The 15767-nt window shown below is 53.0% G+C and carries 14 protein-coding genes; 5 read left to right on the top strand and 9 right to left on the bottom strand.

Going from position 1 to position 15767, the window contains the following annotated elements; translation table 11 throughout:
• Positions 1 to 396: 396 nt before the first annotated feature.
• Positions 397 to 1611 (top strand): pyridoxal phosphate-dependent aminotransferase, encoded by a 1215-nt coding sequence (locus I2123_RS08320; protein ID WP_112167387.1) that lies wholly within the window; start codon positions 397 to 399, stop codon positions 1609 to 1611.
• Positions 1612 to 1722: 111 nt separating this feature from the next.
• Entirely contained in the window at positions 1723 to 2322 is a 600-nt protein-coding gene (gene yfbR / locus I2123_RS08315) for a 5'-deoxynucleotidase (protein WP_112166909.1), read from the top strand.
• 45 nt (positions 2323 to 2367) lie between these two features.
• Here yfbR and I2123_RS08310 read toward each other — a convergent pair whose 3' ends face one another.
• The 4 genes from I2123_RS08310 to yfbV form a co-directional block, all read right to left on the bottom strand.
• Complete coding sequence (locus tag I2123_RS08310; RefSeq protein WP_213052185.1) at positions 2368 to 4200, bottom strand: SLC13 family permease; 1833 nt, start codon at positions 4198 to 4200, stop codon at positions 2368 to 2370.
• A 118-nt stretch (positions 4201 to 4318) separates the two neighbouring features.
• The gene (locus I2123_RS08305; protein ID WP_213052184.1) at positions 4319 to 4972 is read right to left on the bottom strand and encodes a sugar phosphatase; all 654 of its coding nucleotides are present in this window, start codon (positions 4970 to 4972) and stop codon (positions 4319 to 4321) included.
• Positions 4973 to 4999: 27 nt separating this feature from the next.
• Positions 5000 to 5494 (bottom strand): YfbU family protein, encoded by a 495-nt coding sequence (locus I2123_RS08300; RefSeq protein WP_112166902.1) that lies wholly within the window; start codon positions 5492 to 5494, stop codon positions 5000 to 5002.
• 200 nt (positions 5495 to 5694) lie between these two features.
• Positions 5695 to 6150, bottom strand: a complete 456-nt coding sequence (gene yfbV, locus I2123_RS08295; protein ID WP_112166900.1) for a terminus macrodomain insulation protein YfbV — start codon at positions 6148 to 6150, stop codon at positions 5695 to 5697.
• Positions 6151 to 6613: 463 nt separating this feature from the next.
• On the opposite strand from yfbV, the gene ackA reads away from it, so the two are divergent.
• Together ackA and pta are read left to right on the top strand one after the other, a co-directional pair.
• The gene (gene ackA, locus I2123_RS08290) at positions 6614 to 7816 is read left to right on the top strand and encodes an acetate kinase (RefSeq protein ID WP_213052183.1); all 1203 of its coding nucleotides are present in this window, start codon (positions 6614 to 6616) and stop codon (positions 7814 to 7816) included.
• A gap of 183 nt (positions 7817 to 7999) precedes the next feature.
• Positions 8000 to 10138 (top strand): phosphate acetyltransferase, encoded by a 2139-nt coding sequence (gene pta, locus I2123_RS08285; protein WP_208640419.1) that lies wholly within the window; start codon positions 8000 to 8002, stop codon positions 10136 to 10138.
• Positions 10139 to 10235: 97 nt separating this feature from the next.
• Here the strand turns inward: pta and I2123_RS08280 are convergent, their stop codons facing one another.
• From I2123_RS08280 to I2123_RS08260, 5 genes are all read right to left on the bottom strand, one after another.
• Entirely contained in the window at positions 10236 to 11189 is a 954-nt protein-coding gene (locus tag I2123_RS08280; protein WP_213052182.1) for a transketolase family protein, read from the bottom strand.
• A complete protein-coding gene (locus tag I2123_RS08275) occupies positions 11182 to 12015 on the bottom strand; it encodes a transketolase (protein WP_112166890.1) in 834 nt (277 codons plus the stop codon). The genes I2123_RS08280 and I2123_RS08275 overlap by 8 nt, the downstream gene beginning before the upstream one ends.
• Before the next feature lie 105 nt (positions 12016 to 12120).
• Complete coding sequence (locus tag I2123_RS08270; RefSeq protein ID WP_213052181.1) at positions 12121 to 13497, bottom strand: PTS ascorbate transporter subunit IIC; 1377 nt, start codon at positions 13495 to 13497, stop codon at positions 12121 to 12123.
• 46 nt (positions 13498 to 13543) lie between these two features.
• Positions 13544 to 13825 (bottom strand): PTS sugar transporter subunit IIB, encoded by a 282-nt coding sequence (locus I2123_RS08265; protein WP_213052180.1) that lies wholly within the window; start codon positions 13823 to 13825, stop codon positions 13544 to 13546.
• A gap of 119 nt (positions 13826 to 13944) precedes the next feature.
• Entirely contained in the window at positions 13945 to 14388 is a 444-nt protein-coding gene (locus I2123_RS08260; RefSeq protein ID WP_213052179.1) for a PTS sugar transporter subunit IIA, read from the bottom strand.
• Between the two features lie 331 nt (positions 14389 to 14719).
• Between I2123_RS08260 and I2123_RS08255 the strand changes: the two genes are divergently transcribed.
• Positions 14720 to 15736, top strand: a complete 1017-nt coding sequence (locus tag I2123_RS08255) for a LacI family DNA-binding transcriptional regulator (RefSeq protein WP_213052178.1) — start codon at positions 14720 to 14722, stop codon at positions 15734 to 15736.
• The last annotated feature ends 31 nt before the right edge of the window (positions 15737 to 15767 follow it).

The following is a 15767-nucleotide window of genomic DNA, read 5'->3' as shown; positions in this document are numbered from 1 at the left end:
CTTCATGATTTGTGCCTGAATCTCAAAATCAGGGGATTTTTTTTCAGAATTTATCGAGGTTTAGTAAGTTTTAGTGATGTACTGTGCAAATTACCTACAAACTCCTGTCAGCTAATCACCTGTCAGGCAGTCAAAACAGTGAATTTTTCGGTCACAAATCAGGCGTTGGCAGAATTTAAAACTACCAATAACCTAATTGGCAAATAAACACACCAATTCAAAACCCCAAACGAAACAGAAATCCCCAACACCCGCGCTTTTCCTACTGTTTTTCACCAAAACGGTGCGCAGCCCTTCTCATGCCCGACTCTGGAGAGTAAATTGGCCGCTTCGCACTGTTCTACGGCGCTGTGCGCCAGGGAAGAACAGGCTTTACTGCAAAAGGCTCACATTTACATGTCCCCGATTGAAAAATCCCGCAAACTGGACAACGTCTGCTATGACATTCGCGGCCCGGTGCTCAAAGAAGCAAAACGTCTTGAAGAAGAAGGTAACAAAGTCCTCAAACTGAATATCGGCAATCCCGCGCCTTTTGGTTTCGATGCACCTGATGAAATTCTGGTAGACGTCATCCGCAACCTGCCGACCGCGCAAGGGTACTGTGACTCTAAAGGCCTGTTCTCCGCACGTAAAGCCATCATGCAGCACTATCAGGCACGCGACATGCGTGACATGACGGTGGAAGATATTTACATCGGTAACGGCGTTTCGGAGCTGATCGTTCAGTCAATGCAGGCGCTGCTTAATACCGGCGACGAAATGCTGGTACCGGCTCCCGATTACCCGTTATGGACTGCGGCAGTTTCTCTATCCGGCGGTAATGCGGTGCACTATCTGTGTGATGAAGGCGCCGACTGGTTCCCTGACATCGCCGATATTCGCGACAAAATCACCCCGCGCACCCGCGGTATCGTGATAATCAACCCGAATAACCCGACCGGTGCGGTTTACAGCAGAGAACTGCTGATGCAGATCGTGGACATCGCCCGCGAACACAACCTGATCATTTTCGCCGACGAAATCTACGACAAAATCCTGTACGACGAAGCCCAGCACATCTCTATTGCGTCACTGGCACCGGATTTGCTGACCGTCACGTTTAACGGGCTGTCGAAAACCTACCGCGTCGCCGGTTTCCGTCAGGGCTGGATGGTCCTGAACGGACCGAAGAAACACGCCAAGGGCTACATTGAAGGGCTGGAAATGTTGGCCTCCATGCGCCTTTGCGCCAACGTGCCGATGCAGCACGCGATTCAGACAGCGCTGGGCGGTTATCAGAGTATTAATGAATTTATTCAGCCGGGCGGTCGTCTGGTGGAACAGCGTGACCGCGCGTGGGAACTGATCAACCAAATCCCCGGCGTCTCCTGCGTGAAACCGAAAGGTGCGCTGTATATGTTCCCTCGTATCGACGCCAAACGTTTTAATATTCATGACGACCAGAAACTGGTGCTGGATTTGCTGTTACAGCAAAAAGTTCTGCTGGTGCAGGGGTCGGCGTTCAACTGGCCGTATCCGGATCACGTTCGTATCGTGACGCTGCCGCGCGTCGATGAGCTGGAAATGGCAATTAATAAACTGGGCCGGTTCCTCGAAACCTACCGTCAGTAATTCCCTAGGGCGCAGAATTCTGCGCCCTGTTTTATCTTTCTGATCACACTTGCCGATTGCCTTCACACTCCTCACAATGGACACTCATTTGCCGTTATTAATGAGAGTGCTATGAATCAGAGCCATTTCTTCGCCCACCTTTCCCGCCTGAAACTGATTAGCCGCTGGCCGCTGATGCGTAATGTACGCACCGAAAACGTCTCCGAGCATAGCTTGCAGGTCGCCTTCGTGGCTCACGCACTGGCCGTGATTAAAAACCGCAAATTTGATGGCAACCTGAACGTCGAACGCGTCGCCCTGCTCGCGATGTATCACGATGCCAGCGAAGTGCTCACCGGCGACATGCCGACACCTATCAAGTATTACAATCCGCAAATCGCGCATGAATACAAAAAGATCGAAAAGATTGCTCAGCAAAAGCTGATTGAGATGTTGCCTGAAGAATTGCAGGAGGATTTCCGCCCGCTGATCGATGAGCATTACTACAGCGATGACGAAAAACTGACTGTAAAACAGGCAGACGCGCTGTGCGCCTATCTGAAATGTCTGGAAGAGTTGTCGGCGGGTAACAACGAATTCACGCTGGCTAAGGCGCGTCTGGAAAAAACGCTGGCCGACCGTAAAAGCCCGGAGATGGACTACTTCATGGAGATCTTCGTCCCGAGCTTTAGCCTTTCCCTGGACGAAATCAGCCTCGATGAATCGCTCTGACCGTCATAGATGGTCAGCGCGATGGGCTTTCAACATGGCCGTGAATCAAAACGGATAGAGTACCGGCACCAGAAACACGCTGACGGCCATCACCAGCAACGTGAAAGGCACCCCGATACGCAGGAAATCACCAAAGCGGTAATTCCCCGGTACCATTACCAGCGTATTCACCGGAGATGACACCGGCGTCATAAATGCCGCCGAAGCCGCAATAGCGATAATCATCGTGAACGGGTATGGCGATACGCCCATCTGATGCGCCGCCGCGATAGCGATTGGCGCCATCAGTACCGCCGTCGCCGTATTGGAAATAAACAACCCGATGGTGGCGCAAAGGACAAACAAACTCAGCAGCATCATGTACGGTCCATAACCGCCACTCACCTGCATCAGACCTTCGACAATCAGTGCCACGCCGCCGGTTTTTTGCAGCGCCAGTGCGAACGGCATCATCCCGACGATCAGCAGCAAACTCGGCCAGTGAATGGCCCGATACGCACCTTCCATTGTGATACAGCGAAATTTTCCCATCAGCAGACAGGCGACGATTGCCGCAATGGCATTTGGCACGTCGTCGGTTAGCATCAGTGCGACCATCAGGGCCAGACAGAACAGCGCATGAGGTGCCTGGCTGAGTGCCGGAGCGACGTCATCCACTTCGGCGGGCAGGCTGAGCACAATGAAATCATGCATCTGCTGCTGAAGCTGGCGGATCAGTTTCCAGTCGCCAATCACCAGTAACATGTCGCCGAGCTGCAATTCCTCATCGACCAGTTTGCCCGGCAGCGCTTCGCCTTGTCGGCGGATGCCCACCACGTTCAGACCGTACGTGGAGCGAAACGCCACATCGCGTAAAGTTTTGCCCAACAACTCAGAATCAGGGATCAGCGACACTTCCGCCATCCCGACATCGCGGGACTGCTCGGAGAAATATTCGCCACGCAGCACCATGGGCTCCAGCATTTCATCGGTACACATTTGTCTGACGGAAATATCGGGATCCGTCATATCGAGCAGAAGCACGTCGCGGGCGCACAATTCGGTGTTACCGGTCGCGCTGACCATCACGCGGCGGAACTTGCGCCAGCGCTCGATCCCCACCACGTTGGCGCCATAGCGGGAACGCAGATGCAGATCGTCGAGCGTGCGCCCCACCAGCGGTGAGCCGGGACGGATGGTCATCCTCCTCGCGCGTCCGTTGAGCTGATAATCGCGGATCAGATCGCGGAAAGTGCGGCGCTTCCAGCGCTGTTTATCCTGCGAGGCCTCTTCGGCAGACAACCACCGACGGGCGATCAGCATATATCCGATACCCATGACAAGCACCACAAGCCCTACCGGCGTGACGCCAAAGAAGCCAAAACCGTCAAATCCTTCCCGCAACAGCTCGCTGTTCACCACCATATTCGGCGGCGTGGCGACCAGCGTCATCATGCCGCTGATGAGACCGGCAAAACTCAGCGGCATCATCAGCCGCGCCGGCGAGGTTTTCATGCGGGCAGAAACGCTGATCACCACCGGAATAAAGATTGCTACCACGCCGGTGGAGCTCATAAATGCACCCAGCCCGGCGACAGTCAGCATCAGCAAAATCAGCATCCGGATTTCACTGTGACCGGCGACTTTCATTAGCCAGTCACCTACCTGATACGCCACGCCAGTTCGCACCAGTCCGTGACCGACGACAAACAAAGCAGCGATCAAAATCACGTTCGGATCGCTAAATCCGGCCAGCGCTTCGTTAAGAGTCAGCGTACCACTGAGCACAAAGGCAATGATGACCAGCAAAGCGACGATGTCCATGCGCAGCGTATTGCGCGCGAACAGCACCATCGCAATCAGCAGCAGAACCACAACCCAGATTAATTCACCGGTCAAAACAAACTCCTTTTGCGTTGAGTTGGAAAACTTAAAATCGGTTTTAGCATGGCATAAAAAAACCCCGCCGGAGCGAGGTTCAGGTCAATGAATGTGTACTTTTAATCAACAATATGAATTAACGCAGGCTCACTGTGACGCCCTGCTCTGTACTGTTCACCAGCAGAACTTCCAGCGTGGTGAGTTCGAAATCGACATTCTCGATCCCCGGCGTATCGTCGGGCGCATTCACCGCAATCACTTTGCAGCCTGCCGCCAGACCGGCCATTACGCCTGCCGCGGCATCTTCCACCACGACGCACTCATGCGGTGCCAGACCTAAACGCTCTGCGCCAAGTAAATAGGCATCTGGCTGAGGTTTACCGTGTTTAACCTGCTCGGCGGTAATGAACACTTCCGGCGCGGGCAGATGTGCCGCGGCATGGCGCGCACTGGCAACCGGCATTGAGCCTGATGTCACAATCGCCCATGGAATATTCTGGCGATTCAGTTCGCTTAACAATAAATGTGCACCCGGCAGCGAACAGACGCCTTCGGTGTCAGTGGCTTCGATTTTTTCCAGCTTCAGAAACTCTTGTTGAATCGTCTCCTCACTTTCACCGGCCATGAAGTGACGTAAAGAGGTGATCGCCTGTTTGCCGTGAATAAAGGCCAGAACGTCCTGCGGGCTGACTCCCCAACTGAGTGCCCAGTTAACCCATGCACGCTCAACGGCCGGTAATGAATCCACTAACGTTCCATCAAGGTCGAACAAAAAACCTTTACACTCCACAGGTCATTCCTCTTTAGTTAATTCAAATCAGGCATTAATAATTTGCGCTATCTCGACGGCGCTCAGATGATACTGACGCGGGCACGATTGCCAGACCGCCAACATACGCTGGTATTTATCCCACATTTTGGTCTGCGAGTTAAACCCATGGGTGCCAGCGTCAAAGTCAGTGTAACGTCCTTCGGTGTTCACCATAAAGCGGACATAGCTTAAAAAGCGGGATTCTGTGGCAGCGTCAAAGCCGAGAAAATCGATACGGCGGCGATCCAGACCCTGAGTGTCTTTCAGATTGGTCCAGGACACCTGCATCGCATGGTGCATTTCCATAATGTTAATCACGGTGCGGCAGGTTTCTTCCGGCAGTTCACCGAAGTCCCTGTCAAGCTCGCGCATTTGCAAGCCGAAACCGCGTTCGATCACCGTTTGCAAACGGCGATAGCGTTCGGCGTTATCGGGATCCAGCATAGTCATCATTTTGTATTGATTCGACAAGATCAGGCGTTGCGCGTTAGTCATTTCCATCGTGAAAATCCTCATGTCTGCATAATGAGCAAAGCATGGCATAGCGCAAACTTCTGCGAAATCGCAAGCACACCATTCTTTGATTTGGGTCTGGATCTCATGTGAAATAATCACCGGAGGAGACTTTCCTCCGGTCAATATGCACTGCAGCGAAGCTTAACAATTATGAAGCTGAGAACGTAAGCGGGGGGAGAAACGGCTTACAGATCGTCTAGAAAGGTTTTATCGAGCTGCTTGAACGCACGTTTCAGGACGTCCGCGAGTGCCTGATAGGTCGGGGTGCCTTCCACTGGTGCGAGGGCCTGACCGGCTTCGGCGAGTTTGTTGCGAACATCGTGGAACCAGCTCAGCAATGTTGGCGGCAATGGCGTCAGTGAACGGCGGCCGAGCCACCACAGTCCTTGCATTGGCAAACTACAGGCAAATATCGCCGTGGCGACCGCGGGGCCAAGCTGGCCGCCGAGGGCTATCTGCCAGGTCAGCGTGAAAATCGCGACCGGCGGCATAAAGCGCACCGCAAAACGGGTCGCTGTGGAGATCCGGTTTTCCGGAAATACCGGAGCCAGGCGCTTATCAGACGGCCATGTTTTCATATAATGCTGCCCACGCTGGAATACTTGGAACCAGCTTACAGAGCCTGTTGGCTTACTCGTCATAATTGCACCTCAACTTCACGTGTAATAATTAAAAAATATTTGTAAAACACAAACTGGAGTTTACCACGATAAAATATATTTTGTTTTTGCTGAAACGTGCCGGTATCCTGTCGCAGCATTTACACCCTCATCATTAAGCATAGTGCCTCGGGCTGAGGTGTTTTGTAATTACTAATTGTATTCTTTGTTAGGGTTTTTACTAACAGATAACATTCTAAAGACGTAAAACAGAGACATTTTGTGCACTGCGCCACCACACTTCGGCGATGGATATGCACAAATAAAACCGGCGTCCTGCGATTCTTTAGCTTTTTCATTATCATGCCTGCTTTGGCTCTCTGGCATGATGTTAATCATAATTGTCACCGCCATTATGCGCTACGCTTGATGTCAGACTGACGATTTATTAACCATGTGTTTTGTTTTTTTCCTTAAACAGCACCAACAATAAATAGGTACTTCCATGTCGAGTAAGCTTGTACTGGTTCTTAACTGTGGTAGTTCTTCCCTTAAGTTCGCAATCATTGATGCTGTGAACGGCGAAGAGCACATTTCAGGTTTAGCCGAATGCTTCCACCTGCCAGAAGCGCGCATTAAGTGGAAAATGGACGGTGGCAAAGAAGAAGCCGCGTTGGGTGCGGGTGCCGCACACAGTGAAGCGCTGAAATACATCGTTAACAAGATCCTGAGCAAAAAACCTGAGCTGTCCGCAGAGCTGGTTGCCATCGGCCACCGTATCGTTCATGGCGGCGAAAAGCTGACCAAGTCCATGCTGATCAACGATGCTGTTATCGAAGGCATCAAAGAATCTATCCCGTTTGCACCGCTGCACAACCCGGCTCACCTGATTGGTATCGACGAAGCGCTGAAATCTTTCCCTAAACTGGCTGACAAAAACGTTGCCGTTTTCGACACCGCTTTCCATCAGACCATGCCAGAAGAATCTTACCTGTACGCTCTCCCGTACAAGCTGTACCGCGATCATCACGTCCGTCGTTATGGCGCACACGGCACCAGCCACTTCTATGTGACGCAGGAAGCCGCGAAAATGCTGAATAAACCAGTGGAAGAAGTGAACCTGATCACTTGCCACCTGGGTAACGGCGGTTCCGTCAGCGCAATCCGTAACGGTAAATGCGTCGATACTTCCATGGGTCTGACCCCGCTGGAAGGTCTGGTGATGGGCACCCGTAGCGGTGACATCGACCCGGCGATCATTTTCCACCTGCACGACTCTCTGGGCATGAGCGTTGATCAAATCAACAAAATGCTGACCAAAGAATCTGGTCTGCTGGGCCTGACCGAAGTCACCAGCGACTGTCGTTACGTTGAAGACAACTACACCACCAAACCTGATGCCAAACGTGCAATGGACGTATTCTGCCACCGTCTGGCGAAATACATCGGTAGCTATACCTCACTGATGGAAGGTCGTCTGGACGCGGTAGTCTTCACCGGCGGTATCGGCGAAAACGCAGCCATGGTGCGCGAACTGTCTCTTGGAAAACTGGGCCTGTTAGGCTTTGAAGTTGACCACGAACGCAACCTTGCAGCACGCTTTGGCAAATCCGGTGCCATCAATAAAGAAGGCACCCGCACCGCTCTGGTTATCCCAACCAATGAAGAGCTGGTGATTGCGCAAGACGCCGCACGTCTGACCGCATAATCCGATTCAACACTGCCAGCGATTGCTGGCAGTGATTTTTTAACTCAAGGCAAACGCCGCCCGTTTGGACGCACCGCGCAGGATAATCATCGCGCTTATGCTGATCATTATCTCCTCTGCACAAACCTGCGACCGTCTCTGCCTGGCAACCGTTAAAGAGGTTTAGCCGTGTCCCGTACAATTATGTTGATCCCCACAGGCACCAGCGTTGGTCTGACCAGCGTCAGCCTCGGCGTGATCCGTGCAATGGAACAAAAAGGCGTCAGCCTGAGCATCTTCAAACCGATCGCACAGCCACGTGCCGGCGGCGATGCACCTGATCAAACCACCACCATCATTCGCGCTAACTCTTCCGTGACCGCAGCTGAACCGCTGAAAATGAGCCACGTTGAAGCGCTGCTCAGTTCAAACCAGCAAGACGTGCTGATGGAAGAAATCATCGCGCGTTATCACGAAAACACCAAAGACGCAGAAGTGGTGCTGGTGGAAGGTCTGGTCCCAACGCGTAAACATCAGTTTGCTAACGCGCTGAACTATGAAATCGCTAAAACCCTGAACGCAGAAATCGTCTTCGTTCTGGCGCTGGGCAACGATTCTCCGGCGCAGCTGAAAGAACGTATCGAACTGGCCCGTTCCAGCTTCGGCGGCAGTAAAAACACCAACATCACCGGCGTTATCATCAACAAACTGAATGCCCCGGTTGACGATCAGGGCCGCACACGTCCTGACCTTTCTGAAATCTTTGATGATTCCAACAAAGCCAGCGTGGCGAACATCGACCCGACTCAGCTGTTCGCTAACAGTCCGCTGCCGGTGCTGGGCTGCATTCCATGGAGCTTCGAGCTGATTGCCACCCGCGCAATCGACATGGCGAAACACCTGAATGCCCGCATCATCAACGAAGGCGACGTGCAAACCCGCCGCGTGAAATCCGTGACCTTCTGCGCACGCAGCATTCCACATATGCTGGAGCACTTCCGTCCAGGTTCATTGCTGGTGACCTCCGCTGACCGTCCAGACGTGCTGGTATCAGCTTGTCTGGCAGCAATGAACGGCGTGGAAATCGGCGCTATCCTGCTGACCGGTGGCTACGAAATTGACGAACGCATTAACAGCCTGTGCGAACGTGCTTTCCAGACTGGCCTGCCAGTGTTCATGGTAGACACCAACACCTGGCAGACGTCCCTGAGCCTGCAAAGCTTCAATCTGGAAGTCCCGGCGGACGACCATCAGCGCGTAGAGAAACTGCAACAGTATGTGGCTTCTCACATCAACGCGGACTGGATCGAGTCTCTGAGCGCTCACTCCGAGCGTTCACGCCGTCTCTCTCCGCCAGCGTTCCGTTATCAGCTGACCGAGCTGGCCCGTAAAGCCGGTAAACGTATCGTTCTGCCGGAAGGCGACGAGCCACGTACCGTTAAAGCGGCAGCACTTTGTGCTGAACGTGGTATTGCAGAATGCGTGCTGCTGGGTAATCCGGATGAGATCAAACGCGTTGCCGCGGCTCAGGGTGTGACTCTGGGTGCAGGCATCGAAATCATCGACCCGGTTGCCGTGCGTGAAGAATACGTGGCGCGTCTGGTTGAGCTGCGTAAAAGCAAAGGCATGACCGAAGTGGTTGCGCGCGAGCAGCTGGAAGATAACGTAGTTCTCGGCACTCTGATGCTGGAACAAGGCAAGGTTGACGGTCTGGTTTCCGGTGCCGTTCATACCACCGCTAACACCATCCGCCCACCGTTGCAGTTGATTAAAACCGCACCGGGCAGCTCCCTGGTGTCTTCTGTGTTCTTCATGCTGCTGCCTGACCAGGTTCTGGTTTACGGTGACTGCGCGATCAACCCGGATCCAACGGCTGAACAGCTGTCTGAAATCGCGATCCAGTCTGCGGATTCCGCCGCGGCATTCGGTATCGAACCGCGCGTGGCGATGATTTCCTACTCGACCGGTAATTCCGGCGCGGGCAGCGACGTTGAGAAAGTGCGTGAAGCGACCCGTCTGGCGCAGGAAAAACGTCCTGACCTGATCATCGATGGCCCTCTGCAATACGATGCCGCGATCATGGCTGACGTTGCTCTGTCCAAAGCACCGAATTCACCGGTTGCAGGTCAGGCGACCGTGTTCATCTTCCCGGATCTGAACACCGGTAACACCACCTACAAAGCGGTACAGCGTTCTGCGGATCTGGTCTCTATCGGGCCGATGCTGCAGGGTATGCGCAAACCGGTTAACGACCTGTCCCGTGGCGCACTGGTTGACGATATCGTCTACACCGTGGCACTGACTGCGATTCAGTCTGCTCAGGCAGAAGAGGCAGCAAAATAATTCCCTGAATTATTTTACGCCCGAATAACAGTATGCAAGACAGCAAAACGCCGACATCTCGTCGGCGTTTTTATTTTCTGATTTCCTCACTTCTCGCTCACAGCAACTGCTTTGCAGCCTCGAGAATATGTTCGGCGGTCAGCCCGTATTCCTGCTGTAAAAACTCCTGCGTTCCGACCTGTCCATAACGCTCCTTCACGCCAACGCGACGCATCGGCACCGGATGGTTTTCTACCAGCACTTCCGCGACTGCTGACCCCAGCCCGTTGTGAATACTGTGGTTTTCGCAGGTGACGATTTTGCCCGTTTTGGCGGCGTATTTAATGATAATGTCTTTATCAATCGGTTTGAGCGTAAACATGTCGATCACCGCCGCACTCACTCCCTCGCGCTCCAGCATCTCTGCCGCTTTCAGCGCTTCCGCCACCATGATGCCGTTGGCAATCAGCGTCACATCTTTCCCGTCGCGCAGCACATTCGCTTTGCCGATGGTGAAGGTCGAACCTTCCTGATAAACCTGCGTCGCCTGTTTACGTATTGTTCGCACCCAGTAGAATCCTTTCAGATCCATCAGCTGTAACAGAATATCGCGGAACATCACGGCGTCGGTCACTTCCATCACTACCGAGTTCGCCAGCCCGCGCACGATGCCCATATCTTCAAAGGACATATGCGTACCGCCGTTGTGACAGGCGCTGACGCCAGCGTCGGATGCAATAATTTTGACGTTATTCTTCTGGTAATCCAGCGACATAAACAGCTGATCGAAGCAGCGGCGGCTGGCAAAAGCGGTGAACGTATGCACAAACGGCACGCGGCCAGTAAGTGATAGCCCCGCGGCCACGCCGATCACGTTGGCCTCCATGATGCCGCAGTTAATGACATGGGAAGGATGGTCTTTATGCACGCTGTCCATCGCCATCGAGCTCATCAAATCCGCTTCCAGCGCGATGATCGGCGTGTTCTCAACAATCTTTTCGCGCACGGTATTGGCGTAAACCTTACGCATTTCCACCGCGTCTTTTTGTAATTCCAGAGAGACTTCAAACATGGGTGGCCTCCAGCTCGGCGATCGCATTTTCGATTTCCAGTTTCACATCCGGCGTTAAGCGCAAATGGTGGGAATTCGCCAGTTGCTCAAGATAGGTCACGCCCTGCCCTTTAATGCTATCGAGGATCACGACCAGCGGACGCTGCTCGCCCTGACGCACCGGCGTGACTGCATTGCTGATTGCGACGACATCGTCGCCTTTGATGGTTTGCACATCAAAACCAAAGGCGCTGAATTTACCGGCCAGATCGAAAGGCCTGATCACTTCATCCAGCGTGCCGTCGAGCTGTTGTTTGTTGTAATCGATAAACAGCGTCAGGTTATGCAGATTATGGTGCGCGATAAACTGGAAGGCTTCCCAGCACTGGCCCTCGTTCAGTTCACCGTCGCCGAGAATGCAGAACACGCGGTTGGTACGGCCCGCCAGCTTGTGAGAAAGCGCCATGCCGGCGGCAATAGACACGCCCTGCCCAAGCGAACCGGTGGTGGCATCGACGCCAGTCGTGCGCAGGCGATCGGGATGGCTTGGCAGTTTGGTGCCATTTTCATTCAGCGTTTTCAGTTCGCTGACCGGAAAATACCCTTTCAGCGCCAGCGTGGCGTACAACGCCGGACCGGCATGACCTTTGGAGAGCACAAAATAATCGCGCTCCTGCCAGTCAGGTTTTTTCGGGTCAATGCGCATGACATCGCCGTATAATACCGCCAGCGTTTCCACCACTGACATACTGCCGCCGTAATGCCCGAATCCCAGACCGGTCAGCATTTTCAGCGTCTCGATGCGGATATGACGGGCCAGAGAACGAACCTCGTGGACATCTTTCATCTTTTTGGGTCCTTATTTTAGTGAGCACTTATCCAGACCTGCCATTGCTGGCAGGTCTGAACGGTGTTTCCCGGTGGGTGATAAGAGACGTAATGAGTGACTGAATTACTCTTCGCTGATTGCTTTCGCCGCAGCAGGTTTTTTACCGAGATAGTTGTAAGCGACGAGGACGGCAAAGATCCCGACGATCAGCGCCATAATGGCTTCTTTCGACATGAAGCGAGCCAGATTACCCAGCAGGATACCGATGACGCCGAAGTCCGCGTCAGAGAACGTGGCGTTGGCAAAGCCCAGGGCACCGAGTACCGGCAGCAACAGAACCGGCAGGAAGGTGATCAGCACACCGTTGGCAAAGGCACCAAACATCGCGCCGCGGCGTCCGCCGGTGGCATTGCCGAATACGCCCGCTGTGGCACCGGTAAAGAAGTGCGGCACTACGCCTGGCAGGATCAGCACCATGTGCATCTGCCCCAGCAGGAACAGCCCGACCAGACCGCCGAGGAAGCTGAACAGGAAGCCAATCAGCACTGCGTTTGGCGCATACGGATACACCACCGGGCAGTCCAGTGCAGGACGCGCGTTCGGCACCAGTCGCTCGGAGAAACCGACGAACGCAGGAACGATTTCAGCCAGAATAAGGCGTACACCTTGCAGGATGATGAACACACCCGCTGCGAAGGTAATTGCCATAATGATGGAATACACCAGATAGTTCTGGCCTGCGCTGTAGGTTGCTTCAACGAAAATCTGTCCGGCGAAGACCGCCATAATCAGATAAATAATGATCATGGTTAGCGAGATGGAGATGGAACTGTCGCGCAGGAAGCTGAGGTTTTTCGGCAGGTTCATCTCTTCGGTAGAGCGTGATCCTTTACCGACCTTACTGCCTATCCAGCCGGAAAGCACATAGCCGATGGTGCCGAAATGGCCGAAGGCGATATCATCGTTGCCGGTGATTTTACGCATGTAACGCTGCGCCAGTGCCGGGAAGAACGCCATGATAAGGCCGAGTGTCAGGGAACCGGTAAAGACCAGCGCCACGCCCTCAAAACCGGCCACCGTCAGAATGACGCTGATCATACAGGCCATATAGAACGTGTGGTGCCCGGTCAGGAAGACGTATTTGAGGCGGGTGAAACGTGCCACGATAAGGTTCGCGACCATACCAAAGGCCATAATTAATGCGGTAGGGGCACCGAATTTTTCCATCGCGATTGAGACAATCGCTTCGTTATTGGGAATAATTCCCTGAATATTAAAGGCGTGTTCGAACATTCCGCCTAACGGATTTAACGAGCCGACTAATACCGTCGCACCGCCTGCTAATACGAGAAAACCCAGTATGGTTTTCACCGTACCTTTTACCACATCAGAAAAGTTTTTCTTTTGTGCGACCAGGCCGATTAATGCGATGAGCCCGACCAGAACAGCCGGGACTTTTAATATATCAACCACAAACTTGAGCGTTTCCTGGATAAACATATCCACCTCATACTTTATTAGTTTTATATGTAGGGTTTAGTGGCCGTCAGGACACCGGATGTTTTTCAAAATGGGCGACTAATTTAGCTTCCAGCTCGTTGACATCCACAATATTGGTTATGACAACCAGCTGATTTTCCGGGATGTTAGCACTGGCAGCGATGTCCTTCGCCATGACGAACAGATCGGCCTCACCGGGAATGGCCGACGACAAATCAGAGTGCTCAACGTCAGCCTGAATATTTAATTTTTTCAGCACTTTTTTAATGTTCATTTCGACCATAAAGCTGCTGCCTAAACCGGAACCGCAAATCGCCATGATTTTCATCTTATTCACCTGTGTTTTTAAAAGTTTGTAGGTTCTCGCATCAGAATGTTTTCTGATGTCATTACGGGTCACTACTTCCGTGATGAATTAACGTCATTCCATTAATGAAGATTTCAGAGTCAGAATTTCGCGATGACATCCTGAATTGTTTTAATATCTGCCGCCTGATGTATTTTCTGCATCTCTTCATCGCTGGAGAATAACTCCGCCAGTTCAGAGATTAACTCGAGATGACTGTGTTTATCCGGTGCCGATAACATCACCACCGTATACACCGGGTCGTTATCTTCTGAATTAAATTTCACGCCGTGTGGTAGCGTGAGCAGCGACAGCCCTAATCCTTTCGCGCCCTCTTCCGGCCTGGCATGCGGCATCGCAATCCCCGGTGCCAGAACGAAGTACGGGCCCAACTTTTCCCGCTGGGCAAAAATCGCCGTCAGGTAATCAGGCGTGATAGTGCCATCTTTCAACAGTGGCTCAGCGCTGACTTCCACTGCCTGCCGCCAGTCCGTGATATCTGTTCTGATCTGAATCCTGTCAGACGTCAGCCAATCATTCAGCATAGGTAGAGCTCCGGTTTATTTTTTTATGAGCTGGCGTGCCGAATTCCCCCAGACAACACCAACGCCCTGACTCTACTCACCGGTAGCGTTAACATCTGTGATACATCTCACAAAGATAGCGCTACCAAGCTTCTATCATTGTGAAGTGTGATAGCGCTATCAAAAATAGTCACCTTCCGGTATCGCCGGACCGCAGTTCGCACAAATAACGGTATACTTTGTCGGGAAATCACCGATAATTTACCCAATTCTGCCGCAGAACCTTCGGGTATCACCCTGCTGTGGCTTGCTTTTTTCGCTATACCTGCGGGTGTAGGAGTCAGGATTGTGAATGTCCATTAACAAGAAAAGACGCAGTACCGGGAGGGTAACGCTGGCTGATGTGGCGCAGCTTGCGGGCGTGGGTAGCATGACCGTCTCCCGCGCATTGCGCACGCCAGAACAAGTCTCCGATAAGCTGCGTGAAAAGATTGAAGAAGCTGTCAGCCAGCTGGGTTATTTGCCCAACCAGGCCGCCAGTTCATTGGCCTCCGCCTCTTCTTATACCATCGCCATGATCGTCCCGAGCCTGTCAGAACCGGGCTGTGCCGAGATGTTTGCCGGGCTACAGAAAGTTCTGCAACCCGCCGGTTATCAGATAATGCTGGCTGAATCCCAGCACCGTATTGAGCGCGAAGAAAAGCTGCTCGAAACGCTGCTGTCATACAACCTGGCCGCAGCCATTTTGCTCTCCGTCGAGCACTCCGCCAATGTGCGGCAGTGGCTGGACAATCTGACTATTCCGGTGCTGGAAATCGGTGCGCTGACCGATTCCCCCATTGATATGAACATCGGCATTGATTATGTCGAAGCGATGTTTCAGCTCACGCAAACCGTGGTCGCCAAGGGATACCAGAACATCGGCATGCTGTGTGCCAATCAGGAGCAGTGGATTTTCCAGCAACATTTACAGGGCTGGCGCAAAGCGATGCTGAAAGCGCATATGTCACCGCACAGGGTGATCAACGCCGCCGAGCCCGCCAGCTTCTCTACCGGTGCTCAGCAGTTACCGGAGTTTCTGTTGGCGTGGCCCGAGATCGACGCGCTGGTGTGCGTTTCAGACGATTTGGCATGCGGTGCGCTGTATGAGTGCCAGCGCAGGCGTATCAAGGTGCCCGACAGTCTGGCAGTCGTTGGGTTTGGCAATGCCGACGTGAGCAAAGTCTGCCAGCCGCCGCTGACCACCATTGCCATTCCGCACAAAGAAATTGGCACCCGTGCAGCGCAGGCATTGCTGGCAAGAATCCATGATGAAGAGTGGGAAGAGGTGACGATCGCCTCGTCATTGTGTAAGCGGGAAAGCTGTTAAAGCGCGGGCTTAAAAGCAGCGGACGACGTGA

Origin of the sequence: Rahnella inusitata, from assembly GCF_018288855.1 — a bacterium.
Classification (GTDB): Bacteria; Pseudomonadota; Gammaproteobacteria; order Enterobacterales; family Enterobacteriaceae; genus Rahnella; species Rahnella inusitata.
This window is presented reverse-complemented; position numbering and strand designations above follow the sequence as displayed.

Excerpts from the sequence above, each read along its gene's own strand:
- I2123_RS08255 (WP_213052178.1), top strand. The coding sequence starts at position 14,720 with ATGTCCATTAACAAGAAAAGACGCAGTACCGGGAGGGTAACGCTGGCT.
- ackA (WP_213052183.1), top strand. The coding sequence starts at position 6,614 with ATGTCGAGTAAGCTTGTACTGGTTCTTAACTGTGGTAGTTCTTCCCTT.
- I2123_RS08300 (WP_112166902.1), bottom strand. The coding sequence starts at position 5,494 with ATGGAAATGACTAACGCGCAACGCCTGATCTTGTCGAATCAATACAAA.
- I2123_RS08270 (WP_213052181.1), bottom strand. The coding sequence starts at position 13,497 with ATGTTTATCCAGGAAACGCTCAAGTTTGTGGTTGATATATTAAAAGTC.
- yfbV (WP_112166900.1), bottom strand. The coding sequence starts at position 6,150 with ATGACGAGTAAGCCAACAGGCTCTGTAAGCTGGTTCCAAGTATTCCAG.
- pta (WP_208640419.1), top strand. The coding sequence starts at position 8,000 with ATGTTGATCCCCACAGGCACCAGCGTTGGTCTGACCAGCGTCAGCCTC.
- I2123_RS08260 (WP_213052179.1), bottom strand. The coding sequence starts at position 14,388 with ATGCTGAATGATTGGCTGACGTCTGACAGGATTCAGATCAGAACAGAT.
- yfbR (WP_112166909.1), top strand. The coding sequence starts at position 1,723 with ATGAATCAGAGCCATTTCTTCGCCCACCTTTCCCGCCTGAAACTGATT.
- I2123_RS08320 (WP_112167387.1), top strand. The coding sequence starts at position 397 with ATGTCCCCGATTGAAAAATCCCGCAAACTGGACAACGTCTGCTATGAC.
- I2123_RS08265 (WP_213052180.1), bottom strand. The coding sequence starts at position 13,825 with ATGAAAATCATGGCGATTTGCGGTTCCGGTTTAGGCAGCAGCTTTATG.
- I2123_RS08280 (WP_213052182.1), bottom strand. The coding sequence starts at position 11,189 with ATGTTTGAAGTCTCTCTGGAATTACAAAAAGACGCGGTGGAAATGCGT.
- I2123_RS08275 (WP_112166890.1), bottom strand. The coding sequence starts at position 12,015 with ATGAAAGATGTCCACGAGGTTCGTTCTCTGGCCCGTCATATCCGCATC.